The organism is Citrobacter sp. Marseille-Q5395, from assembly GCF_947057495.1.
Taxonomy (GTDB): Bacteria; Pseudomonadota; Gammaproteobacteria; order Enterobacterales; family Enterobacteriaceae; genus Citrobacter; species Citrobacter murliniae.
This window is the reverse complement of the sequence record NZ_CAMSEL010000004.1, coordinates 245755-269878: the sequence shown is the minus strand read 5'-3', so window position 1 is coordinate 269878 and position 24124 is coordinate 245755. Positions and strand designations below refer to the sequence as shown.

Here is a 24124-nt window from a genome sequence, read left to right as displayed (position 1 = left end):
TCTTTAGCCTGCTGCCAGCCCGTGGACAGCGCGTAATTGACCGTCTCCGCGCTATCGAGTGCACCGGACAGTGACACCTGCGCATTGCGCCCGGCCTGCTGACCCTGACTTGCGGACAATGCCACCGTGTGCTCGCGCTCTCCAAAGCTGAGTGGCATCGAGAATGTGAACGTTGCGACATTCTCTTTTTGCGCCTGTGTGCTGTCCCCGTTACGCCACCAGGTGTTTTGCCGACTGAAGGAGACGCCAAGCGCCACGCGCCCGAGGGTGGTGTTATACCCGGCCTGCAACTGAGTGCTGTTCCCTCGGTCGTCGTAGTAGTCCATCATCGATCCGGAACACCACAGATTTCCGTAACCACCCAGCGTCTGGTTTATGGTGGCGGTAAACTGGTTACGCTGGCGTAGTGTGTCCGAACGCCATGCTGTATCGCCTTCGGTAACGCTTCGTTCGCCCAGTACATCCCCGTAATCACGATAGCCTTCCGTGGAATAGCGATAACCTGCCAGCGCTACGTGCGTGCCCGTCGGACTAAATGTTTTGCTCCAGTTGGTTTGCAGACGCCAGCCGCTCAGGGACTGAGATGCCATGTGCGCCCGCGATCCAGTAATATCGACGCCAAAAGCGCCCATAGTGGTCGCCACCACACCGCCCATCACCAACGCCTGATAATCATCACCGATACGCAAGGCAGCGTTCGCAGTCAGTAAATTGCTCATTCCACGTTCCAACGTAAAATCGGCAAACGGAGCGTCGGCTGTGCCGTAATCTCGGGTTTTGCCTGCTACCAGACCGTAGCGCCAGACTCCGGGCCGCAGCGACAAAGGCACGCTGGCGTACGGTACGGTGTAGCCACTTTTTTTGCCGTCTGCGCCGGTGATTTCAACTTCTAAATCTCCATCCCAGGCAGTATTTGGCAAGTCGTCGAGCACAAAAGGTCCCTGCGGCACGCTGGTTTCATAAAGAGTGCGACCATTTTGTTTGACTGCTACACGTGAAGGCGTTGATGCCGTACCGCGGATTTCTGGCGCGTAGCCGCGCCGCGACTGAGGCCACATCCGTTGATCGGTTTCCAGTTTGATTCCGGTAAACGCCATGCTGCCAAGTAAATTGCCTGACGTGTAGCTTTCACCTGCGGTAAGTACGCTTTCCAGTTTTGCGATCGGGTGCTGTAGCCAGGTTTGCAGCGCATCCCAGCGTTGAGTTTCTCGATAGTCATCGCGCCGCCAGTTAGCGGAGGACTGCTGGCGAAACTGCCAGCTGCCAATATTGAAGCCACTGCTCAGTCCCAGCCAGCCGTAATCACTTTGCTGCCCGCCGCTTTTGTTGTGATAGACGTGCAGGTTATAGTTGCTGAACAACGCACTTTCGCCACTCTGCCACTGCGAAGGAGGTACATAATCCAGCGGTGTTCGTTTAAGAGCTGCCTGTGGAACGCTGAGATTCAAACGCAGCAGGCCCTGGTCGAAATTCCACTGCCCGCCGCTAATACGCGTTTCCGGCTCAAGACAAGCATCTGGCAATGCTTCCATCGACGCCGTAACGCCCTGCTCATCCCAGAATTTAACGGGTAAACAAGGCGCAATACGTCCTTCGGTGTTCGGGTGAAACAGCACATCATCCCGGCCTATGTACTTTCCGTTCAGCCAGATATCCACACTGTAACGCCCGGCAGCAACGGCATCCTGATCGTTGAACTGTGCCAGTCCTTTCTCGTAACCACTTCCGAGCAGTAGTGCCTCGTCGAAAGTGTAAACGTTCGCCAGAACGGGCGTGACGCCGGAAAGAAGCAGCCAACACCAATGTGGATTAATAGCGGACATTATCCGGATTCTCCACCGTCACACGTCCGCTTAACGTTGCGCCCTGATCGTTAATCCAGCGCATCTGCGCCTCACCCAAAAGCGACACTTTCGCAGGCCATGATACGGTCGTCCACGGGGCTACCGTTTCGCTCTGAATACGCTGCTTTTTACCCGCCCCGTTGACGTCAAGCGAGGAAAGCGCAAGGTAATAACCACTGTTATTACGCAAAAACAGTTTGCCATCCTGTAGCCAGACACGGCTAGTCATTGCCATCTCCAGCGGTGAACCCACCAGCCCTTTTGGTCTCATCAGCACTTTTACGCGGCTGCGTACCAGTACCATCAGTTGATTGTCTGCTTGAGCGCCCTTTTCCGTCGGCGGGATCTGAATGAAGTTAAACCACCACAACGTCTCTCTGTCCTGTACCACCGGTTTACCAACATATCGCAGTCGCACGGTTTGCCCAGCCTGAGCCGCCAGTCGGAAGACTGGCGGCGTGGTGATAAAAGGAGCATTGGCGGTTTGTGGGACTGATTGAGGGTTACCATCATCCAGCCAGACCTGTACCACGCTGGGGAAATCATCGCGGTTGGTCAGCTGTACGCTGGCTTCCCGGCTGTCAACCGGATAGATAATCCGACTGCCTGTCATGACGACGCTTGCCTGTGTGCTGGCGCACATCAGTATTCCGGCCAAAACTATAGCCAATCCTTTCATCACCCAGAGCTCTCTTACAGGTAAGAGACTGCGTACTGTACGGTACCGATGACCGTACCAGCGCTCGCATTGCCATTTGGGCTGTAATACTGCACGGCATAGTCGTGTTCACCGGTAGTATTACCTGCTGCAACGGTGATCCCGTCAACGGGTGTTGAATTTCGCAGATCAATGACCGCTGTACCCAAACTGTCGGTCATCAATTGCAGCTCAACACCTTGCGCTGTACCGGTATTGGCGAGGTTACCGTGCTGGGTCATATTATTGGCAACGAATACCGTCTTGATATTCAGTGCGTCGGTATCAGCGGTACACCCGGTCACTCCCAGAGTGAATGCTGTCAGACCCGCTACAGAGTCTAGGCTTGTCAGCTCGCTTTTAGCTACAGTAGGCAGTAACACCACCGGGCGTGCGTTCACACCGTTAACGGTGACTTCGCAAGTTTGCTCGGTCACTTCACCTTTAAAAGTGATGGTATTAGCTGAATCAGCATGAGCCGCCGTCTGAGCAAGTAACAATGCAAGGCTACCGGCAACAAATATATGGCTGGCATGGGAGGTATTGATTTTCATATTGTCTATCCTTAAATAAAAATACACTGACATCATGACCATGCATGCAATATCCCCTGCAATTGAAAGCAGGATATTTATTTGCGGCAGTAAAGAGGTCAGTAAGGTCTTATGGCACCATAGGAGTAGCCCTACGATAATTGGTAGTTTAAGAATTATCTTGGCAAATAAAACCTTTATTTTCTCAAATAACATAAAGAACGATCTTAAATAAGATAGATAATCTTAAAATTAACTGTAACATATTGATTTAGTTTATTTAATTATGAATGCCTATCTCAAATATAATTTTTCTTAAGGTTGTGATAAGTATATTAAATGCGTAATCGTCATAGATTTATAATGAAATGGATTATCGCGGATAGTGTGTGACTCTAAAAAAATGCCTGGCCCCACTTCACTACGAGCATATGAAGCAAATTGGAGTGGTGTATGATTTTATTGATATATTTAGAATGAGAACAATAAAAGTATTTATATTGGCTGGTAGAAAGCAAACGTCCCGCATTATGCGGGACGAAGGAAATATGCGTTATGAGCGCTTACGCGGCATCATCCGCAATAGCGTGTTATCCTTCCAGAAATAGTGATGCATCAGGGCTGCTGCTGCATGCAGGCCTATAACAAAATAGCCCAACTTTGCCAGCGTCACGTGCCAGGACTTCAGCATATCGACCATATCGAAGTTGGCTTCTGCCGCATGCGGCATGACAATGCCGAACGCTATCCACGGATTCCCCCGGTTGTACATCATCACCAGACCAATAACTGGCAATACGATAAACAGCAAATAGATAATCAAATGTCCAAGATGCGCCATTCCGGTCATCATCGGTTTAGGCTTTGGCACAATTGGCGGTGCCGGGTACTTAAGCCTGACCAACAAACGCGCCACCATCAGCACTAAAATCGTGATACCACAGGAAACATGCACCATGTTGAACCAGGGACGATAGCTGCGAGGCGCAAATCCACGCAGTTCCATCGCACAGTAGGTCGCGATCACCAACAAAAAGACCAGCCAGTGGATACCAATCTGTAGGCCAGAATACTTATTCCCCATAACACTTCCTGAGTAAAAACAATGATGCGTCAACATAACCAGCTTTTGTTAAAAATTCATTAACTTTTGTTCGCTCATTTTCAGTCAGTTACGCTTAACCGCAAAAACAGGCATTGCCCCTGGTGGCTGACTGGTCTATGCCTGGTAGGGAAAATATGTGGTACCGCTTCACCCTGACAGGAGAAAACCATGAGTAAAATTAGCATTAACGGTTTTGGTCGTATCGGTCGTCTGGTATTGCGTCGGCTACTGGAAGTCAAAAGCAGCGTTGACGTCGTTGCCATTAACGATCTGACCTCACCGAAAATTCTCGCCTACCTGCTAAAACACGACTCAAACTACGGTCCGTTCCCCTGGAGCGTCGACTTTACTGAAGATGCGCTTATTGTAGATGGCAAAAAAATCGCCGTTTACGCAGAAAAAGAGGCCAAAAATATTCCGTGGAAAACCACAGGTGCGGAAATTGTCATCGAGTGTACTGGTTTTTATACTTCAACGGAAAAAGCCAACGCTCACCTGGATGCAGGTGCCAGGAAAGTATTGATCTCCGCCCCTGCTGGTGACATGAAGACTATTGTCTTTAACGTCAATGACGACACTCTGGATGCTAACGATCAGATTATCTCGGTCGCATCCTGTACCACTAACTGTCTGGCGCCTATGGCGAAAGCATTGCACGATAACTTCGGTATTCAGCTTGGTACTATGACCACCATCCACGCGTATACGGGAACACAGTCGCTGGTTGACGGTCCGCGAGGCAAAGATTTACGCGCTTCACGGGCGGCGGCAGAGAACATCATTCCGCATACCACCGGTGCGGCGAAAGCGATTGGTCTGGTTATTCCGGCGTTGAGCGGAAAATTGAAAGGACACGCCCAGCGCGTTCCGGTGAAGACCGGTTCTGTTACGGAGCTGGTTTCGGTGTTGGGCAAAAAAGTGACCACCGAAGATGTCAATAATGCGCTGAAGAAGGCGACGCTGAATAATGAGTCGTTCGGCTACACCGATGAAGAGATTGTCTCATCAGATGTCATTGGATCACATTTCGGTTCGGTATTTGATGCCACACAAACGGAGATTACTGAAGTTGGCGATCTGCAACTGGTCAAAACCGTCGCCTGGTACGACAACGAATACGGTTTTGTGACCCAACTGGTTCGCACGCTGGAAAAACTCATCAAGCTTTAATACGTTAGCAGATGCCGGGTGGCACCCCTGCTCACCCGGCATCGATATCAGGACTGCAGATAAACAACCTGAGTTTGCAGATATTCGTTCAGGCCGTGTTTGCCGTCTGCCCCGCCAATTCCGGATTTGCGCCAGCCGGCATGGAAGCCTTGCATCGCCTCGAAGTTTTCACGATTAATATACGTCTCACCAAATTTCAGGCCTTTAATTGCCTTCATTGCCGTATTCAGATTTTGCGTATAAATCGATGAGGTCAGTCCGTAGTCGCTGTCGTTGGCCATCGTAAGCGCCTCTTCCAGCGAATTAAATGACACCACAGGCAATACCGGACCAAATGTCTCTTCGTGCATAATTGCCATCTCCTGGCGCACATCCAGCAGTAAGGTCGGCGGATAATAATATCCCTTTCCTGCCTCTGCTTTGCCACCAAGCACCACGCGTGCACCTTCTTGAACCGCGCGTGCCACTTTTTGTTCCACACGCGCCAGCGCCGCGGCGTTAATCAGCGGTCCCATGGCAATATCATTGCGCTCAGCAGGATTACCGTACTGAACCGCTTTCATCGCCTCACCCAGACGATTGACAAACTGGTCATAAATACCTTTTTGCACGTACACACGTTCAGCGCAGTTGCACACCTGTCCGGTGTTAATTACCCGTGAGTCAACAATGGCTTTCACCGCCAGTTCGAGATCGGCATCATCCATTACGATAGCCGGCGCCTTCCCGCCCAGCTCCAGACAAACTTTGGTAATGTTTTTCGCCGCCGCCGCCATGATTTTCTCACCGGCAACCACACTGCCGGTCATACTCACCATTGCCACTTTCGGGTTTCCGGCAAGCTCCTGACCTACCGTTTCGCCACGTCCAAGTACCAGGTTAAATACCCCGCGTGGCAGGCCGATGTCATCCACGATTTTAGCGAATGCGATCGCATTATTTGGCGTAAACTCACTCGGTTTAATCACAATGGTATTACCCGTCAGCAATGCGGGTGCCAGCTTGCGAGCAATAAGGAAAAATGGGAAGTTCCACGGTAGGATGCCAGTCGTCACGCCGAGCGCACGCTTAAACAGCAGGATGTTTTCACCCGGGCGGTCACTTTGCAGGATCTCACCTTCATAACGGCGCGCCCACTCCGCCATGTAATCGATATAGTCTGCGGTGAAAGAGACCTCAACATCAGCCAGTTGTTGGATTTTTCCGCCTTCAGCCACAATCAAAGCACTGATTTCGCTGGCACGCTCCCGAATACCGGCAGAAATTTTGCGTAACCAGTTTGCGCGTTCAATGGCAGGTAGCGCTTCCCATTCCGGCTGAGCGCGATGTGCGGCATCAATCGCTTTACGTGCATCTTCGGCACGACCATCGGGAATTCGGGAGATAACCTCTTCAGTTGCCGGATTGATAACATCAATCCAGGTGTCGTCGTGCCAGGTCACAAACTGCCCATCGATATACATAGGATGTTGTACGGGTACTGACATGCGTTTCTCCTGTGATTGATTTGTTTTTAACAAGTAAAACTATTGTTAATTAATATCAATCATGCATGGCACATTGCCGCTGTAATATTGGTTCTGTGAACCGCTTCATAAAAGTGTCAGGGAAAGTGGTCACGAAGAGAAAATACGGGCGGGATTTATGCCCGTTTGCGTAAAAGTTCCCACAAACGGGCAGCGGATATCACAGAGATCGACTCTCCAGTAAGTCAATCATAGCGGCGTCGTTTTGTAGATGTTGCCACGCGTCCTCAATATTCTGCGGAATTTCAACATGCTCAATAAAATCACGACCACGGGGACCATAGCCGGTTTCATCATCGCGCAGACGAGGAAGTTCACCGATAATCAGTGAAAGATAGCGTTCGACCGACCAGAGACCATCAGTGGCCTGAGCAAATCCCACACCACTCTCCTGCTGAGTCAATTCAGGCACAAAACCTGGAAAACTTAACCAGCTTGGTGCATGTGGATCATCTCGCGTTACACGATGAAACGTTGCCATTGTGCGGCGTTGCATGGTTGGGTCCTGTACTACGATGACAGAACGAACGGTTTCTGTGGCCTGACGCAGTAACGCACAGCTAAATCTGGCGTTCTCACCACTGTTTGTGGACTGGTCTTCTACCCAGATTTTTTCCCCCGGAATTTGCCAGAACTGGTGGGCGATATCGGCAAGAATTGCCGCTTCCGCGCGTCCGGTAGTGCGAATGATGTTGTAGCGTGGGTGTTGAATAATAGCGTTATACAAAAAAGTCGTGGAATGTCCGATACCACCGCTGATCAGCAAGGGAACCTGCTGTTCTTTCGCTATACGACAAGCCGCGTCGATGGTTGGGATCACCGCGTTTCCCGCCAGAATTACGCAATCCGACTGAACAGCGATTGTTTCACCGAAATCATTCTGCGCCAGCCACTGTCCCACGGTGTTTATTGCCTTGAGGGTGGTAGCGGAAAGTGTCGGAAACTGTCTCATATTCATGGCTCCTGATCTTTGTTCCTGTAGGCCGGAGAAGACGCGTCAGCGTCGTCATCCGGCACTGCTTTAGCCTGTAATCTGATCCATGGCCTGCAGGATTCGTTTATCTGAAATTGGGTACGGCGTGCCAAGCTGCTGAGCAAAGTAGCTGACGCGCAACTCTTCAATCATCCAGCGGATCTCTTTGACATCATCATCTTCACGGCGCGCAGGTGGCAGTTTATTGAACCACTGCTGCCAGGCCTGCTGCACGCTGTCCACTTTCAGCATCTGCGCACGATCGCGGTGCGGATCGATGGCCAGTTTTTCCAGTCGTTTCTCTATTGCTTGTAAATAGCGCAGCGTATCGCCAAGACGTTTGAAGCCATTACCGGTGACAAATCCGCGATATACCAGTCCGCCCATTTGCGCTTTGATATCCGAAAGCCCCAACGCCATGGTCATATCCACGCGTCCTTTAAGACGTTTGTTGATATTGAAGACTGCCGTCAGGATCTGTTCGACCTGTTTGGCAATCTCCACCACGGTATCGTTCAGTTCAGCCCGCACTTTCTCATGCAGTGCTGTAAAGCCCTCTTCCGTCCACACCGGTCCGCCATTGGCATCTATCAGTTTATCCACACCGCAGGAGATACAGTCATCTATCAAATCCAGTACTTTGCCGTACGGGTTAAAATACAGGCCCAGTTTGGCTTTGTTTGGTAGCTTCTCGTGCAGGTATTTGATTGGCGATGGAATATTCAGCAGCAACAGACGGCGTAAACCGCACCACATCGCCTGCTGTTGTTCCAGTGGATTATCAAACAGCTTAATAGCAACACTGTCCCGCTCGTCCACCAACGCCGGCCACGCTTTCACTTTGTAATTGCCGCGTTTTTGCTCGTAGCTTTCCGGGAGTTGACCGAAGCTCCAGATATGCAGCCCGCTCTGTTCGATACCATCATCTGCCACTGCGGACAGCGTTTCCTGAACTTTACCTTTCAGCGTATCTTTCAACGCCTGAAGCGAGCGCCCTTCCTGCAGTTTCTTGTTTTTATCATCCACCACGCGGAAGGTGATTTTCAGATGATCGGGGACCTGATCCCAGTGCCAGTCGTCACGGTCGACGGTGACGCCGGTCATCCGGCGCAGTTCACGTTCCAGTGAGTCCAGCAGTGGCAGTTCGAGCGGCGTGACGCGTCCTAAAAAAGCTTCAGCGTAATTTGGTGCAGGAACAAAATTACGGCGCACTGGTTTTGGCAACGATTTAATCAGTGCAATCACTAATTCACGGCGCAGCCCAGGGATTTGCCATTCAAAACCGCTTTCATCCACCTGGTTCAGCAACGGTAGCGGGATATGTACGGTCACACCGTCGGCGTCAGCTCCAGGTTCGAACTGATAGCTTAATCGCAGTTTGAGATTACCCTGATGCCAGAAATTCGGGTAATCCAGCTTGCTGATTTTTTCCGCCCCCTCTTTGATGAGCATGCTCTTTTCAAAGTTGAGCAGATCTGGCGTTTCACGGCTGACCTTTTTCCACCAGCTATCAAAATGACGGGCAGAAACCACATCATGGCTGATACGCTGGTCATAAAATTCAAACAGCGTTTCGTCATCGACCAGGATATCGCGGCGGCGCGATTTGTGTTCTAACTCTTCCACTTCCGCACGTAGTTTCAGATTGTCCCTAAAAAACGCATGGCGTGTCTGCCAGTCACCTTCCACCAGCGCGTGACGGATAAACAGTTCACGCGACAGCGCGGGATCGATCTGGCTGTAGTTCACCTTACGGGCAGCAACAATTGGTAGGCCGTAAACGGTGACTTTTTCTGTCGCCATGACCGCACCTTGCGCGCGCTCCCAGTGTGGTTCACTGTACGAACGTTTGATCAGATGTTGAGCAACGGGTTCCACCCATTCCGGATCGATACGTGCGGCAATGCGTCCCCACAATCTGCTGGTTTCCACCAGTTCCGCCACCATTGTCCACTTCGGCGGCTTTTTAAATAAACCGGATCCAGGGAAGATTGAAAAACGGGCGTTACGCGCGCCAGTAAACTCTTGTTTATCGGCATCTTTCATCCCGATATGCGACAGTAACCCAGTCAACAATGCAACGTGGATCTCACGGTATTCTGCTGGCTCACTATTGACCGGGATCCCCAGTTCTTTCACCACCTGACGCAATTGAGTGTAAATATCCTGCCACTCGCGCACTCGCAGATAGTTAAGGAAATCAACCTTACACTGGCGACGGAACTGATTTGATGACAGCGCTTTTTGCTGCTCACCGATATAATTCCATAGATTCACAAAAGCGAGGAAATCGGACTCTTTATCGTGAAAGCGACGGTGTTTTTCGTCAGATGCCTGCTGTTTGTCCATCGGACGCTCTCGCGGATCCTGAATGGACAGCGCCGAGGTAATGATCATTGCTTCTCGCACGCAACCATGCTTCTGCGCTTCCAGCACCATACGTGCCAGACGCGGATCTACCGGTAGTTGTGATAACTGACGGCCTAAAGGCGTTAACTTGTAAGCAGTTTGCTGTTCATCGGTAGTGATCGCCCCCAGTTCTTCCAGCAGACGCACGCCGTCCTGAATATTGCGTTTATCCGGCGCTTCGACAAACGGGAATGCTGCAATATCACCAAGCCCAAGCGCAGTCATTTGCAGAATAACGGACGCCAGGTTAGTACGCAGAATTTCCGGGTCGGTAAATTCCGGGCGCGACAGGAAATCGTCTTCGGAATAGAGACGAATACAGATCCCTTCTGATACGCGACCACAGCGCCCTTTACGCTGGTTAGCAGAGGCCTGCGACACGGGTTCAATCGGCAAACGCTGGACTTTAGTACGGTAGCTATAGCGACTGATTCGCGCGGTACCGGGATCTATAACATATTTAATCCCCGGAACGGTCAGCGAGGTCTCTGCCACGTTGGTTGCCAGCACTATGCGACGTCCACTGTGCGACTGAAAAACACGGTTCTGTTCACTGTTAGACAAACGTGCATACAGCGGTAGTACCTCAGTATGGCGTAAATCCAGCTTATTCAGCGCATCAGCGGTGTCGCGAATTTCGCGCTCTCCGCTCATGAAGATCAAAATGTCGCCCTGACTTTCGCGTCCCAGTTCATCCACGGCGTCAAAAATCGCCTGCAGTTGATCGCGTTCGGTGTCATCCGCATCTTCCACAATCGGGCGATAGCGTACTTCCACCGGATATGTACGACCCGAAACTTCAATAATGGGCGCATTGTTAAAATGGCGTGAGAAGCGTTCAGGATCGATAGTCGCAGAAGTGATGATAATTTTCAGATCCGGACGACGTGGCAGCAACTCTTTAAGATAACCGAGCAGAAAGTCGATATTCAGGCTACGTTCATGAGCTTCATCGATAATGATGGTGTCGTACTGCATCAGCATGCGGTCCTGCTGGATTTCCGCCAGCAGAATACCGTCCGTCATCAGCTTGACCATGGTGTTATCACTAACATGATCGCTGAAACGAACTTTATAGCCGATACAACCACCGGGCTCCGTCTGCAGTTCTTCTGCAATACGGTTAGCCACGGTACGCGCCGCCAGACGACGCGGTTGGGTATGACCGATCAACCCTTTAATTCCGCGTCCCAGTTCCATACAGATTTTCGGCAACTGAGTGGTTTTACCGGAACCCGTCTCCCCGGCAACAATCACCACCTGATGGTCGCGAATGGCTTCCAGGATATCCTGTTTTTTCTGGCTGACAGGCAGGTTTTCCGGGTAAGTAATATCCGGCCGTGCCGCTTCACGCAGCACAACCTTACCTGCTGCCAGCTCAATCTCTTTCGCCATCTCCTGGTAAATGGCCTGTTGTGCATCAGGATTTTTAACCTTCTTCACACCATGCAGACGGCGGGAAAAACGCTGTTTGTCACGCAGCATCAGTGGATCCAGCTGTTGCTGCAACATGTTGAAGGTTAATTTCTGTTGTTCTGTCATAGCATTGGAGGGCAGTGCTCTGCCGGGTTAAATCTCTTTTAGATGATAGGTATAGAGTACCACATCGGTGCTTTTCGTGTGTTGTTCAATAATTTCGAACATAGGATTCGATATATTGCGCTATCACTACGGCAGGATTGTGAATAAAGTGTCAACAAGCAACGGGGCACATCCCCTTCAAACACATATAAGGAATCACCCATGAGCAAGGTATTAGTTCTTAAATCCAGTATTCTGGCAGGGTACTCTCAGTCTGGTCAGTTGTCTGATTATTTTGTTGAACAGTGGCGTGAAAAACACCCTGCTGACGAGATCACGGTTCGTGACCTGGCTGCAAATCCTGTTCCGGTACTGGATGGCGAACTGGTGGGTGCTCTGCGCCCGAGCGATGCGCCGTTGACTCCACGTCAACAAGAAGCGCTGGCGCTGTCTGATGAGTTGATTGCTGAACTGAAAGCGCATGACGTCATTGTGATCGCCGCCCCGATGTATAACTTCAACATCCCGACGCAGTTGAAAAACTACTTCGACCTGATTGCCCGCGCCGGGGTAACTTTCCGTTATACCGAGAAAGGACCTGAAGGTCTGGTAACAGGTAAACGTGCTATCGTTTTGAGTAGCCGTGGCGGTATCCACAAAGATACACCAACCGATCTGATCACTCCGTACCTGAATGTTTTCCTGGGCTTTATCGGCATCACCGACGTGAACGTTGTCTTCGCTGAAGGTATTGCCTACGGTCCGGAAGTGGCATCGAAAGCACAATCTGATGCAAAAGCGGCGATTGATAGCGTGGTTGCTGCCTGATAATTTCCCCTCTCACCGTCCGGTGGGAGGGTTTTTAACCGGCACTCAGAGCCTGACGGGATAGACTCCTATCTCTTTGTCTGCTTTCCGTGAATACGATTGATGTCACGCCAGATGAGTGAGTAATCCCTGCACTTTGCCAGATTCTCTTCCCAGCAATGGAGTAAAAACTGCTCCGGCTCCGCAACATCCCTGCTTAAATGTTTGAATACCCAACGATTCCAGACATACCACTTGAAAAGCCACATAAGTTAACTCCAGGACGCAACCGGTGATGAAATATATCAGCATCTGTACAGTTCCGTTTGGCAACTATTGCGCTGTGGATGAATAGCTCCGGTGAAAACTAAATCAGTAGCATCAGCCAGAAAGCCCACAGAATGGCAACCATGTAAAACGTCTGACGACACTGTTTTAGTGCGCCTGACTGACGTTCGGCCAGCGTGAGCGTCTTTAACCTTTCACGCCGCCATATAACGCCAAGAACCTCTCCGGCCAGCTCGTTGTTCTGCGCATCAATGAGCGAAAAATAGCGACCATCAAGCCACATTCTCCAGCAACCAAACCAGACGATAGCGCACAACAGCGCAACGATGGCGCGAGAGATACCTGATGGAGCCGTGAAGATGACCCACACCATCGGCGAGAGGGAAAAAAGCAGGATAAAACGCCAGCCTGCCAGTGTGTGCCCCAGCAGATCACGCTGAATACCTTCGCTTTGTGTTACGTTGTCACTTTCTGTTGCCATTGTTCCAGCATCTCCAGATGTTTATCTGTCAGTACCACCTGTGGACGACGCTGACGAATATGTGCTACCGCCTGCTCTACTGTCGCCTGATGGCCATAATGCAAAAGCCACGCCGCGACGGTCATCGCACTGCGCGACAGTCCCAATGCACAGTGAACCAGTACAGTCCCCTGCTCCTGACGCAGTATCTCCAGTCGTTCCACAGCCTGTTGCAGTTCTGCTTTGTTGGGAATAACCAGATCCAACATCGGTACACAAGCATAGGCTCGTGACGCGGTGGCGCGTCCACGCGGAAACTCAAAGGTCATGTCCAGCACTGCGTTTTGCGCGGGGATCCGGCGTGGAAAGCTGCCGAGATAGACCCCCTCAGCAATACAGCTCACCGCTGGCAGGCGGCGGGTAAACCAGCGCATCGACAGCCACATCCCTACGCGCCAAGGAAGTAACAACCAGTACACGGGTGGCGACAGCCGTCCCAGTTGATCTTTACCTGCGGCTGCTGTGCCAAATCCGCCATAGCCATACCCGACTATCAACAACGATAATGCTGGCCACAGTAAACAGGGCGTTATCAGCGCTCCGGCGATAAAACATATGGCTGCCCCCAACAAATAACGACGCATCAGCTTCAAACGTACCGTATCCGGTTTTTGCCAGTGCCAGCGACGTTGTTCCGGCACCATCCAGTCAATTAGCATTCCTGCCGCCAGTCCGGTAATGATATCGATAAAATGGTGCTGCCAGGTGGTCAGTACGGAAACGGCAATCAGCAAAAACCAGCCGTCGCACAGCCTGCGCCAACCACCAGAAAGGTAGCGACTGAAATGCCGCCACAGCAGCCAGCAGAGGATAATGTGCAACGATGGAGACTGGTTGTAGGGCAAGTCGAACTGCTCGAGCTGAGAAAATAACCACCCTGCTGCACCGCTAACCTCGGGGCGGGTAAAGCTAAACTGGAGCGGAAACAGCAAAAAACCGCCGCAGGCGATAACCGATGCCAGTACCAGACGTAGTACCAGCCTTCGTTGTTCGAAACGTGTAGTACAGACAAACAGCGATAACCCGTAGAACAGATCCAGGCTCCAGTAAGGAAGAATAGTCCACGGAATAAAGGGAATAGCGGACTCCCAGCTAAACACGACACTTCCGACGTTATGGTACTGAGCATCCTGCCAGGCGGTAAACTGATTGACCTTACCGTAAGTGAGGAAGAAAAATGGAGCCAGTAGCAATAACCAGCCTATCGCCTGGACTATAACCTTACGACGTTCAGGTACCACGGCGCACCGCCATGGAAACGGTGAAAATGCCCCACTCATCAATCAACTGCGCACACTTATCAAACCCCGCATCACGCACCAGCGCATCCATTTCACCCTGTGTGCGCACGCGCATCACCCACGCTTTGCCATCTTTATGGCTGGTGAGTGACCATGCGATGGTTTTTAGCTGTGGATGCCAGGGCTGTCCGGTGTAAATCAGTACACCACCCGGCGCTATTGCATCCGCCAGTCCGGCCAGAGAATTCTGTACCAGCGAATTTTCGGGGAAAAGCTCGTACAGGCCAGAGACGATCCCCAGCGTAGGTCGGGGTTCGAGAGACGCCAGCTGTTGGCGATTGAAGGCATCGCCTTGCTCGAAACGGGCGATGTCAGCCATTCCTCTGCTGGCGATCATTTCCCTTCCTTTATTCACATTCAGATCGCTGTAATCACGCAATAAGATCGCGTTCACCGCCGTTTCACCTTCGAGCGCATCAAGTACATAGCGCCCGTGTCCGGCAGCGATATCGACCACATTAACGGGTGTGCCCTGCTCTGCGAGCCGCGCAACAGCCTGACGAATCAGCATCTGCAAATGGATCTTACGCTGGCGTATCCCTTTCCAGCCGACGCTATTCAGGTAGTTCTTATCAATTAAACGCCCCAGCGAACTGCTGCCCTGAGGCTGGTTACGATAGACATAATCAAGCGTACTGCCCGAGTCAAAACCGGTTTCAAATCCAAGGCGAACACCTGTCGATTGTGTTCCCAGTAGTTTCATCCCGTAGCGCAAACCACGATAGGCAATATCATCGAGAGAATAAGGAGCCGGCCCCCCGTTTAACATCCGCCAGCTATCGGCCCCAGGACTCCAGCGATCCTCATTGCTGTAATCAAAACGCTGGGGTGGTTTCGCATATAACGTATCAATAAAATTACGCATTTTGTCGAACGCCAGATGTCGGTCTTTCTCCCCCAGCGTATCGTGATAAAACCCCGGCAACACGTGCAGTTCCTTAAGTGGGTTTCGCAGACGCTGGTAAAAATCGATCTGTGGCTGACGATGCACAACAAAATCGTCCCCTGAAACAAGCAACTGCACCGGTAACGTAATGGCGGCGGCATCGCTGACTATTCGCTCTGCCGTCCTGTAGAGATCCAGCAGAATGTTCACCGCGATTGCCCGGGTGATTTGCGTATCCTGATTGAAGCTTGCCACGCGTTCGGGATCGTGCGTCAGATACTTCCCTTTAACGTAGGAGTTAACAAAAAACAGGCCACGCAGGCGATGCATTAACGCCAGCCCTGGGCGGGCAAATGGCACATACAATTTGACTTTAAACGCCGGAGACGCCAATACCAGTCCACGAATGTCTGGCGCATAATCATGAACCCAGGTTGCGGCTAATACCGCGCCAACGCTTTGCGCTACCACCACCACATCTTCCATTGCGGCCTGACTGTCCGCAGCGGCAAAACGCACGAACTCTTCGACATCCTGCACCGAACGTGCCAGCGACGGGCTATAGCCACGCTGTCCCGGAGAGTGTCCGTGACCTCGTGCGTCCCAGGCATAGAATGCGGTATCCGGCATCGCCAGCTCATCAACGATGTGCTGCAGACGCCCGGAATGTTCGTGTCCACGGTGAAACAGAACAATTACTTTTGAAACAGGGCCTGCCGATAATGCCGGCCAGTGGCGATAAAACAACCCGGTGTTGTCACTGGTCAAAAACCATCGTTCGTCTGGCGCTCGCATGTCAGTCATGAGGAGGCTTTCCTGTCGTTTGTTGCTGTAGCTGCAAAAGCTGCTGTTTGAGATCATCCATGAAGACGCGTTTGTCGCTCTGAAAGCGCAACGTCTCACCAATATTGACGTCAATAAATAGCGGCAGAGGAATGCGATTCCCCTTCGCCATGACGTGCTCCGTACCGCGCAGCCAGACGGGAATAATTGGGACTTCCGGCGCACGCTGACTCAGATGCCACAACCCTGATTTTAGCGGTGAAAGCTTTCCTGGTTCGCCACGCGTACCTTCTGGAAAAAGGATCAGGATCTTACCTTCACGTAATGCCTGTTCGCACTGTGCCAGTGGGTTAGCTTCACCGCCCTTACGTGAAATGGGAATAATGTTGAGAATATTGAGAGCGAACCAGGCCATCGCTTTATTACGCAAAAAATAATCAGCGGCGGCCACCGGATGAACAGATGCCTGGCGGCGGAGCGGAAATAGTGAAAGCAGCGCGAAAACATCCATATGGCTGTTGTGATTTGCTACCACGATAGCCGGGCCACGAGTTGGCAAGCGCTCCCGGTGTCTGACGCGCAGCCCAAGCCATAGCCAAATAACCGGCCAGACGATGCACAATGTAAACAGCGTTCGCAGAAATGAGCTCATCATAAGTTAGTAGCAAAAATAGCGAATGAAATGGAAAAACACGGGGGCGGTGAAGATCAGGGAATCGAGCCTGTCGAGGATACCGCCGTGACCGGGTAACAGCGTGCCGCTGTCTTTCACCCCGATATCCCGCTTAATAGCCGACATCACAACGTCCCCACAAAAACCAGTGACACCGATAATGCACCCCGCCAGCAGCGATAAAGGTACGCTTAGCGGCGTCATTAACGGTCCCAGTAGTGCTGCCGCGAGCGTAGTGGTTGCTACACCACCGATCAGTCCCGCCAGGGTTTTATTAGGGCTGACTTTAGGCATCACTTTGATGCGGCCAATCGATTTTCCCCACAGGTACTGCGCAATGTCGTTGAATTCCGTTAAGCCGACGAGGAAAAGCACCAGCAGTGCTCCTGTTTGCATACCGTCAGCGGGCAGCACCAGCAGGAACGCAACGTGACTGAATGCAAACACGGTAGTCATCAGGCACCAGTGATGCTGTGAGGCAAAACGCAGAAATCCCTGGGTGTCGCCAGCAATCACCATCCGTACGGGTAAGAATAAAAAAGCATACACCGGGATAAACACCACAAACATGCCGTACCAGTTGATGCCAATCAGCCAGTAGTTAACAGGGATAGCAACAAACATCCACAACAGCGGCATGCGATCGGTATGGCGCGATGGTGCCAGTGTTAAAAATTCCTTTAACGCCATAAAGCTTACCAGCGCAAAAAAAGTCAACGCCAGCCAGTGGGGGCTTAAGATAGCCAGCGAAAACAGAATAATGATCACCCACCAGGTGCGAATACGCAGCGTCAGTTCCCGCCAGTCTTTACCTGGACGTAGCCATACAAGTAATCCGTTGATCAGTGTCGCAATAAGTAGCAGAGAAAAAATAACGGCAAGCGACTTTTCCAGCAGCATCATTCCACCACCTCATCGCGTAATGCACTCTTACAGCGGTTGATCGCCGTCCATAACAGCAACAGCGTTGCAACACCCCAGACGGCGTTATTCCACTGTACAAGTTGAGGCCATAGCGTCAACGCCAGTCCCCATGCGCCGAACACCAGCGCTCTGTCGCTTTTGCCCAGCGGCCCGGCATAGCTGCGCACTCCATTGATAGTTTGTGCCAGCACGCCGCAAAATTCCGTCATCACTGCGCAGAACAGCATCACTATCACCAACAGTACATTGCTGGCCGGGAGCAACATAAAGGGTAGATAAAGCGCAAGGTCTGAAAGAATATCCCCGGTCTCATTGAGAATGGCGCCCAGACGTGACTTTTGATTGCACTCACGTGCCAGCATCCCGTCCAGCGCATTGAGCGCCATCCGCACAAACAGCACGATCGGCAGGAGAACAAATAATTCAGGTTGAGGGAAAAGAAACAGTACCGCTCCTGTCACAAAAGAAAGCACCATCGCTGCAAGTGTGACGTGATTAGCAGTAACGTTTTTTTTGTATAGCCAGAACATTACCGGGCGTAAAAGCGCCTGAAAGGCAGGCTTTATCTGATAAAGCGTCATCATCACTCCTTGATAATTTGTCGGTTTGATTATAGTGGAGCAATGGATCATTGCCCGTCAAATACGCTTGTTGGTTAAAGTAAAACCGGATCCTCTGAACAGACGGGCGATTATTTTTTCAACCATTTACCGTTAATGCCCTGCACGTATTCGCCCGGTTTGGCACGAGCAACCAGTTTCTGTCCAGCCATCTTTGCCACTTCATCAACCGGGATGTTGTTACTTTCAGCAAGTTGCTGATAGCTGGCATTGCGAGCTTTATTCACTTCACTCACCAGCGTCTGGGTTTCAGCATCGGTTTTCAATGCCACGAGATAGCCGTTAAGCGTTTCGCCAACCCGCCCCTGAGTTCGGGCTTCACCCAGCGTTAATGCAAACGCGTTGGCACTCAGCAAACTCAAAATAAGAATGAATACGTTAAGTGATCTTTTCATCTTCACCTCAGAACAAGTCACTGCGTGATTTCAGCAAACTCTCGACATCTTTATCGACTTTGATATGGATTTCATGCTCGATTTTGACGTTCATATTGATGGTGATGGGTTCTTTGGGGGCCGCCACTTCAATACGCGGAGTACACCCCGCCAGCAGAGATGACGCCAGAAGTCCCAGCATGGCAGCTATTGTTTTCATGGTTGTTCCTCACATTCCTTGCCTTCCGGGCAATGGGTTTCTGGCAGCGTTGCATTTTGCTCGAGCCATGCCTGTAAATTGTCGCCAAAACGCAAACTGCGCCATAACGTAAATACGTTTTCTTCGTGGTTGTAATTCAAATTCACCGTTCCCACTTTGCCATCCACCCGACTATTGCCAGTGACGGTTGCCTGCATCGTTAATACACCCAGGTTATCCAGATTTATTTTCGTCCAGGAATGGGTTATTTCCATATAGCGCAGCCAGTTAATCGCCGCTCCAGCCGCCATGTTGTCTTTAACGACGGCATCCGCAGTATCTTTGTCGATACGCAACGTCATCGGTCCAGGATTGGTAAGCCAGCCGTCTTTGATAATCCATTTTTCATTATTCAGCCACAGAGGCAGCGCGCCGCTGACCGGTCCAGACATGGCAAACTGTTTGGGATTAACCGCGCTGATAAGTTCGCTGGAAGAGATATTTTGCACTCGGACTAAGGCCGGATCGTGCTGAGGCATACGCAATTGCTGCATGATGACTTTACCTCCTAACAACTCGGCGCTGACATTGCTGAGCAGTAAAGGATTATCTTCGCTCCAGGGATATCCTCCCTGCAGGTCGGCGGTAATATTTTTCGCTGTAACCTGATTCACGACTTCCGCAATACGTAGTGAAATCGGTCCGCGTGTGCCCAGTTGCCACGCTCCTTCACTAAAACGAAACGGCAGCACAAAATCGACACCATTGATCTGGTTATCTGGCATCCAGGCGCTACCGCCTTTTAATACCCCATGACCGCCCGCCTCAAAGCCCTGTTCCGGGGCGGCGGAGAAAGCAACCTGTGCATACAGTTCCCCTTCGCGCAGGTTCATTTTCCAGTCAGGAGGAACCAGCGGCTGGAAAACAGTGAGTGATTGTTTTGGCCACCAGGCCTGTCCACGCAGGCGGACACCATCCCAGCGCCCGTTTAACTGTACAGGACCAATTGCCCCTGCATGAAGCTGCCCTTTGAACTGGAATACCGTCGGATCGGTCCCATCAACACTGAATTTCAGGGTTGATGGTGGCAGAACGCTTCCGCCCGTAAAGGTGGTTTTTCCGGCATCCAGTGACAACGCGCCGCTGAATGTTGGTTTTGCCGGGTCCCGCACCCACACAATCGGTTGATCCATGATCAGACGTGGCGTTTCCACTTTCATCGTGCCGTATTGCAGTTGGTCGAACCCGGTAGAAAGGTCAAAAAGTTTGAGGGTGTTATCGTGCCATTCACCCTTGCCCGCCACGTCCCAGCGGGCGTGCATCGGCGTAAATCCCCCTGTACCCCAGTAACGCCACTGCCAGCGGCCAGCGTCAGGGAGGAAATCATTGGCCAGACCATCAAGATGCAGTTCAAATCCCCCCATCTTGTTTTCATGGGCACGTAAAATGGCCTGCAATCGACCATCAACACCGCGCTGAGTGACCTTCACTCCCGCCAGTGGCCAGCGAATTTCGTCAATATCCAGAGAGTCAATAACGCGTCCGCGGGAACGCAGCAACGCCCCAGGTTCAAAAATCAGTTGCGGATCATTGAGGCTTCCACTGAGCCGTGCGGGTAGCACCGCATAAAAAATAAGATCGCCCTGTTTTGCTTCGCCGGTTAACTGTAATGGCATCTCGCTATTATCCATGGCGAGTTTGCCAGGGCCGATGGTCAGGACAGCGTTACCTTTACCTGCATCACCTTGTGTCAGTACATTTAATCGCCCGCTCACCACCGCGTTTTCCAGGCCAGCCTGCCAGTTTTCAACTTTCACACCCAGCCGACCGCTTAACGGAAATCCCTGATAAGGCCAGTTCCAGCGACCGTCGCTGATAGTCAGTTGCTGGCGGGTGATTTCCCACGGAAGATCGAGCAGAGGATCGGCATTGCCTCGTCCCATTACGATCAGTTGTCCACGATTTTCCTGCCATTCCAGCTCCGCATCCACCAGAGAGGGTTCCTGCGGCAGGCTGAGAGTGGCGACCACATGCCCGCTGATCGGCAGGCCGTCAGGAACCAGTGGCATCGTGAATTCACCCACCAGTTTCACCGGCGGCTGATCTTCAAATGCGGCAACATCAAGTTCATTGACCGTCAGATTTTGACCGTGGAGACGCCCCTGAAATTTGACTTTGTCACCCTGGTAGCGAAGCTGTTGGCTGGTGGGCGTCAACGACAGTGACAGCTTGCCCTGCCACTCCTGCCACGGAGAAAGGATGAGTTTGTCGATGTTAATCCAGGTATTGGGCAACATGGATTGCCACTCCGCCAGCGTTTTAGGTGCGGCGGGAGAAGGTTCCGTTTGCGGCAGTTTGGCCAGACAGGCTGAATCCAGTTCAATAGCCCCGACGTTCAGCAACCAGCGGCTGGGATGTGACAGATCCGCCTGCGTAATTTTCGCCAGTGGGCAGTCATCGACCAGATAACGGAGTTGTGGAATATGTAGCCCATGCCGGGTTAGCCGTGGGCTCTCATCCAGTGCGATGCGCGTACCGACGGGCAACCAAATGCCTGCCAGCGTCGGAACCCACAGGCCAAGCGTCATCAACAACGTCAGCGGCATGAGGATCAATAATAAGAGTAGTGCCAGAGCGGCTTTATATTTACCCTTCATGGGTAGTTAATGTCCTGATTTCGCGAAAATTTAAGCCGGTTTAGGCCAGTATTGTGGCATGTTTAGCTACATATGCCCACCTTAAGAATAGATGCTCCTTAAATATACGTAATATTTATAGAACTGGCATGAGTCAAAGAATTATCGACTAATCATATGCTTAATCATAAAAACCGCATGGCGAGTATGACCAAGTACCATCTGCGCCTGTCCCTTATTCCACTGCTCAATGTATCAATTGCTCATTGGTAAAAGTGTTGTGCTATCTATCTAACAGAAAACCAGGCAGCGGTGGACGAGCAAAGTAAACAGAGCGCAGATTGTCAGGCACTGGGAAGATAAAAATTAGTCAGTTGTTGAAATTGACTAACATGCCCACACTAACAAGAGATGCTCTGGAATTATTCACTATATCTATGACTATCAATTATTTTTTGGATTTTGTAAAATAATTTGAATTGGATTAATGTGATTTTAAAATCACTGGAGAAAGTCTTATGAAACTCGCCATCTATAGTACAAAACAGTACGACAAGAAGTACCTGCAGCAGGTTAACGAGGCTTTTGGTTTTGAACTTGAATTCTTTGACTTTCTGCTTACGGAAAAGACGGCCAAAACAGCCCATGGCTGCGAAGCCGTATGTATCTTCGTTAACGACGATGGCAGCCGCCCGGTTCTGGAAGAATTGAAAAACCATGGTGTTAAGTACATCGCCCTGCGCTGCGCCGGATTTAACAACGTCGATCTGGATGCGGCCAAAGAGCTGGGTCTGCAGGTTGTTCGTGTGCCGGCGTATTCACCTGAAGCGGTCGCAGAACATGCGATCGGCATGATGATGACATTAAACCGCCGAATTCATCGTGCTTATCAGCGTACCCGTGATGCCAACTTTTCTCTTGAAGGGCTGACCGGCTTCACTATGTACGGCAAAACGGCTGGGGTGATCGGTACCGGTAAAATTGGTATTGCCGCACTGAGGATCCTGAAAGGCTTTGGTATGCGTCTGCTGGCCTTTGATCCATATCCAAGTGCCGCAGCCCTGGAATTAGGCGTTGAATATGTCGATCTCAAAACACTGTTTGCGGAGTCGGATGTCATTTCCCTGCACTGCCCGTTAACGCCGGAAAATTATCATCTGCTCAACCACGAAGCCTTTGAACAAATGAAGAATGGCGTGATGATTGTCAACACCAGTCGTGGTGCGCTGATCGACTCACAGGCGGCTATTGATGCCCTGAAAAACCAGAAAATTGGTTCTTTGGGTATGGATGTGTATGAAAATGAACGCGATCTCTTCTTTGAAGATAAATCTAACGATGTCATTCAGGATGATGTGTTCCGCCGCTTGTCTGCCTGCCACAACGTGCTGTTTACCGGGCATCAGGCGTTCCTGACGGCCGAAGCGTTGATCAGTATCTCTGAAACAACGTTGCAGAACCTGGCACAAATTTCCAAAGGCGAAACCTGCCCGAACGCCCTCTTCTGACCGCTTTGCTCCCCTGCTATCAGGGGAGCATTTTCAGATAACCCCTGATGATATATCCGGCGATATCATTATTATACTGATTGTATTCACATCACGAATGTAGAGAAATTCAATGAAGAAAGTTGTCACGTTGATTGCGCTCAGCATGCTTATGGCTGGCTGTGCGAGCAATGGAAAGGTTTCCGTCAATCGCGAACAGTTACAGCACCACCGTTTCGTTCTGGAAAGTGTGAATGGCAAACCGATAACCGTTGCAAAGAATCAGCCCGAATTAAGTTTTGGCGAAAACATGACGGTGTCAGGCAAAATGTGTAACCAATTTACCGGTCAGGGCAAACTGTCCGACGGCGAACTGAAGGTGAAAAACCTGGCAATGACCCGCATGATGTGCGCCGACCCACAGCTGAACGCGCTCGATGGCATTGTCAGCAAGATGTTTGAGCAAGGTGCACAGGTCGATTTGACGGCTAACCAGCTAACACTGGCGACAGCCGAACAAACTCTGACGTATAAACTGGCTGATTTAATGTAGTCAATACGGAAACTCAGTAGTTTCCACAGCTTCCTGCGGCAAGCGACTGCTCACTACAGCGTTTGCCGTTGGGTAATGCACACATCCCGATGGCTGAACCATCCAGTTGACGGGCAACAGAAAGTGAACCACCAATCATAGCGCAGTTAGCTTCTCCGGAACTGGACATTGCTGCTCTCATACCTGGTGCGACGTGTGCGGCCGTTGCCTGCTGAACGGGTTCACTGCTGCAAGCCGATAATAATAACGCGGCACACCCTACCCAAAACGCTGCGCGCATTTCACTCCCCTCTGA

General features: G+C 51.1%; 21 protein-coding genes. 4 read left to right on the top strand and 17 right to left on the bottom strand.

What is annotated here, in order from left to right:
- The 4 genes from OH663_RS06240 to cybB form a co-directional block, all read right to left on the bottom strand.
- The coding region (locus OH663_RS06240; RefSeq protein ID WP_263525703.1) for a fimbria/pilus outer membrane usher protein at positions 1-1823 on the bottom strand (1823 nt) is incomplete at its 3' end.
- Positions 1810-2487 carry a fimbrial biogenesis chaperone gene (locus OH663_RS06235; protein ID WP_233617222.1) on the bottom strand — a complete coding sequence of 226 codons (678 nt, stop codon included), beginning with the start codon at positions 2485-2487 and terminating at the stop codon, positions 1810-1812. The genes OH663_RS06235 and OH663_RS06240, both read right to left, overlap by 14 nt.
- 50 nt (positions 2488-2537) lie before the next feature.
- On the bottom strand, positions 2538-3095 hold the full coding sequence (locus tag OH663_RS06230) for a fimbrial protein (RefSeq protein ID WP_048221468.1): 558 nt from the start codon (positions 3093-3095) through the stop codon (positions 2538-2540).
- A 532-nt stretch (positions 3096-3627) separates the two neighbouring features.
- Positions 3628-4158 carry a cytochrome b561 gene (gene cybB / locus OH663_RS06225; protein ID WP_200013197.1) on the bottom strand — a complete coding sequence of 177 codons (531 nt, stop codon included), beginning with the start codon at positions 4156-4158 and terminating at the stop codon, positions 3628-3630.
- 189 nt (positions 4159-4347) lie between these two features.
- Between cybB and gap the strand changes: the two genes are divergently transcribed.
- Complete coding sequence (gene gap / locus OH663_RS06220) at positions 4348-5349, top strand: type I glyceraldehyde-3-phosphate dehydrogenase (protein WP_200013196.1); 1002 nt, start codon at positions 4348-4350, stop codon at positions 5347-5349.
- Positions 5350-5396: 47 nt separating this feature from the next.
- On the opposite strand, the gene aldA is transcribed toward gap, so the two are convergent.
- The 3 genes from aldA to hrpA all read right to left on the bottom strand — a co-directional run bounded on the left by aldA (position 5397) and on the right by hrpA (position 11799).
- The gene (aldA, locus tag OH663_RS06215) at positions 5397-6836 is read right to left on the bottom strand and encodes an aldehyde dehydrogenase (RefSeq protein ID WP_200013195.1); all 1440 of its coding nucleotides are present in this window, start codon (positions 6834-6836) and stop codon (positions 5397-5399) included.
- 199 nt (positions 6837-7035) lie between these two features.
- Complete coding sequence (locus tag OH663_RS06210; RefSeq protein WP_167493959.1) at positions 7036-7833, bottom strand: YdcF family protein; 798 nt, start codon at positions 7831-7833, stop codon at positions 7036-7038.
- A 63-nt stretch (positions 7834-7896) separates the two neighbouring features.
- The gene (gene hrpA / locus OH663_RS06205) at positions 7897-11799 is read right to left on the bottom strand and encodes an ATP-dependent RNA helicase HrpA (RefSeq protein WP_200013194.1); all 3903 of its coding nucleotides are present in this window, start codon (positions 11797-11799) and stop codon (positions 7897-7899) included.
- A 201-nt stretch (positions 11800-12000) separates the two neighbouring features.
- On the opposite strand from hrpA, the gene azoR reads away from it, so the two are divergent.
- Entirely contained in the window at positions 12001-12606 is a 606-nt protein-coding gene (gene azoR, locus OH663_RS06200) for an FMN-dependent NADH-azoreductase (protein WP_045442827.1), read from the top strand.
- Positions 12607-12952: 346 nt separating this feature from the next.
- On the opposite strand, the gene OH663_RS06195 is transcribed toward azoR, so the two are convergent.
- The 9 genes from OH663_RS06195 to OH663_RS06155 form a co-directional block, all read right to left on the bottom strand.
- On the bottom strand, positions 12953-13354 hold the full coding sequence (locus OH663_RS06195; RefSeq protein ID WP_200013193.1) for a hypothetical protein: 402 nt from the start codon (positions 13352-13354) through the stop codon (positions 12953-12955).
- On the bottom strand, positions 13330-14634 hold the full coding sequence (locus OH663_RS06190) for a phosphatase PAP2/dual specificity phosphatase family protein (protein WP_263525702.1): 1305 nt from the start codon (positions 14632-14634) through the stop codon (positions 13330-13332). Before OH663_RS06190 ends, OH663_RS06195 begins: the two co-directional genes overlap by 25 nt.
- Entirely contained in the window at positions 14624-16384 is a 1761-nt protein-coding gene (locus OH663_RS06185) for a bifunctional alpha/beta hydrolase/class I SAM-dependent methyltransferase (protein ID WP_263525701.1), read from the bottom strand. Before OH663_RS06185 ends, OH663_RS06190 begins: the two co-directional genes overlap by 11 nt.
- The gene (locus tag OH663_RS06180; RefSeq protein WP_200013269.1) at positions 16377-17018 is read right to left on the bottom strand and encodes a lysophospholipid acyltransferase family protein; all 642 of its coding nucleotides are present in this window, start codon (positions 17016-17018) and stop codon (positions 16377-16379) included. The genes OH663_RS06185 and OH663_RS06180 overlap by 8 nt, the downstream gene beginning before the upstream one ends.
- A 3-nt stretch (positions 17019-17021) precedes the next feature.
- Positions 17022-17939: a phosphatidate cytidylyltransferase gene (locus OH663_RS06175; protein ID WP_200013270.1), complete on the bottom strand. Its 918-nt coding sequence runs from the start codon at positions 17937-17939 to the stop codon at positions 17022-17024.
- Positions 17936-18541 (bottom strand): CDP-alcohol phosphatidyltransferase family protein, encoded by a 606-nt coding sequence (locus tag OH663_RS06170; protein WP_045442841.1) that lies wholly within the window; start codon positions 18539-18541, stop codon positions 17936-17938. The genes OH663_RS06175 and OH663_RS06170 overlap by 4 nt, the downstream gene beginning before the upstream one ends.
- Positions 18542-18651: 110 nt before the next feature.
- Entirely contained in the window at positions 18652-18975 is a 324-nt protein-coding gene (locus tag OH663_RS06165) for a YdbL family probable chaperone protein (RefSeq protein ID WP_200013271.1), read from the bottom strand.
- Positions 18976-18982: 7 nt separating this feature from the next.
- A complete protein-coding gene (locus tag OH663_RS06160) occupies positions 18983-19174 on the bottom strand; it encodes a YnbE family lipoprotein (RefSeq protein WP_045442846.1) in 192 nt (63 codons plus the stop codon).
- On the bottom strand, positions 19171-21810 hold the full coding sequence (locus tag OH663_RS06155; RefSeq protein WP_200013272.1) for a YdbH family protein: 2640 nt from the start codon (positions 21808-21810) through the stop codon (positions 19171-19173). Before OH663_RS06155 ends, OH663_RS06160 begins: the two co-directional genes overlap by 4 nt.
- Positions 21811-22307: 497 nt before the next feature.
- Between OH663_RS06155 and OH663_RS06150 the strand changes: the two genes are divergently transcribed.
- Together OH663_RS06150 and hslJ are read left to right on the top strand one after the other, a co-directional pair.
- Positions 22308-23297 (top strand): 2-hydroxyacid dehydrogenase, encoded by a 990-nt coding sequence (locus OH663_RS06150; RefSeq protein WP_045442849.1) that lies wholly within the window; start codon positions 22308-22310, stop codon positions 23295-23297.
- A 112-nt stretch (positions 23298-23409) separates the two neighbouring features.
- On the top strand, positions 23410-23829 hold the full coding sequence (gene hslJ / locus OH663_RS06145; RefSeq protein ID WP_045442852.1) for a heat shock protein HslJ: 420 nt from the start codon (positions 23410-23412) through the stop codon (positions 23827-23829).
- 13 nt (positions 23830-23842) lie between these two features.
- On the opposite strand, the gene OH663_RS06140 is transcribed toward hslJ, so the two are convergent.
- Positions 23843-24109 carry a putative hemolysin gene (locus tag OH663_RS06140; RefSeq protein WP_045442854.1) on the bottom strand — a complete coding sequence of 89 codons (267 nt, stop codon included), beginning with the start codon at positions 24107-24109 and terminating at the stop codon, positions 23843-23845.
- Positions 24110-24124: the final 15 nt, after the last annotated feature.

Bases quoted from the DNA above. Each gene is read 5' to 3' on its own strand.
- OH663_RS06235 (WP_233617222.1), bottom strand. From the start codon at position 2,487: ATGTGCGCCAGCACACAGGCAAGCGTCGTCATGACAGGCAGTCGGATT.
- OH663_RS06230 (WP_048221468.1), bottom strand. From the start codon at position 3,095: ATGAAAATCAATACCTCCCATGCCAGCCATATATTTGTTGCCGGTAGC.
- cybB (WP_200013197.1), bottom strand. From the start codon at position 4,158: ATGGGGAATAAGTATTCTGGCCTACAGATTGGTATCCACTGGCTGGTC.
- gap (WP_200013196.1), top strand. From the start codon at position 4,348: ATGAGTAAAATTAGCATTAACGGTTTTGGTCGTATCGGTCGTCTGGTA.
- aldA (WP_200013195.1), bottom strand. From the start codon at position 6,836: ATGTCAGTACCCGTACAACATCCTATGTATATCGATGGGCAGTTTGTG.
- OH663_RS06210 (WP_167493959.1), bottom strand. From the start codon at position 7,833: ATGAATATGAGACAGTTTCCGACACTTTCCGCTACCACCCTCAAGGCA.
- hrpA (WP_200013194.1), bottom strand. From the start codon at position 11,799: ATGACAGAACAACAGAAATTAACCTTCAACATGTTGCAGCAACAGCTG.
- azoR (WP_045442827.1), top strand. From the start codon at position 12,001: ATGAGCAAGGTATTAGTTCTTAAATCCAGTATTCTGGCAGGGTACTCT.
- OH663_RS06195 (WP_200013193.1), bottom strand. From the start codon at position 13,354: ATGGCAACAGAAAGTGACAACGTAACACAAAGCGAAGGTATTCAGCGT.
- OH663_RS06185 (WP_263525701.1), bottom strand. From the start codon at position 16,384: ATGACTGACATGCGAGCGCCAGACGAACGATGGTTTTTGACCAGTGAC.
- OH663_RS06180 (WP_200013269.1), bottom strand. From the start codon at position 17,018: ATGATGAGCTCATTTCTGCGAACGCTGTTTACATTGTGCATCGTCTGG.
- OH663_RS06175 (WP_200013270.1), bottom strand. From the start codon at position 17,939: ATGATGCTGCTGGAAAAGTCGCTTGCCGTTATTTTTTCTCTGCTACTT.
- OH663_RS06170 (WP_045442841.1), bottom strand. From the start codon at position 18,541: ATGACGCTTTATCAGATAAAGCCTGCCTTTCAGGCGCTTTTACGCCCG.
- OH663_RS06165 (WP_200013271.1), bottom strand. From the start codon at position 18,975: ATGAAAAGATCACTTAACGTATTCATTCTTATTTTGAGTTTGCTGAGT.
- OH663_RS06160 (WP_045442846.1), bottom strand. From the start codon at position 19,174: ATGAAAACAATAGCTGCCATGCTGGGACTTCTGGCGTCATCTCTGCTG.
- OH663_RS06155 (WP_200013272.1), bottom strand. From the start codon at position 21,810: ATGAAGGGTAAATATAAAGCCGCTCTGGCACTACTCTTATTATTGATC.
- OH663_RS06150 (WP_045442849.1), top strand. From the start codon at position 22,308: ATGAAACTCGCCATCTATAGTACAAAACAGTACGACAAGAAGTACCTG.
- hslJ (WP_045442852.1), top strand. From the start codon at position 23,410: ATGAAGAAAGTTGTCACGTTGATTGCGCTCAGCATGCTTATGGCTGGC.
- OH663_RS06140 (WP_045442854.1), bottom strand. From the start codon at position 24,109: ATGCGCGCAGCGTTTTGGGTAGGGTGTGCCGCGTTATTATTATCGGCT.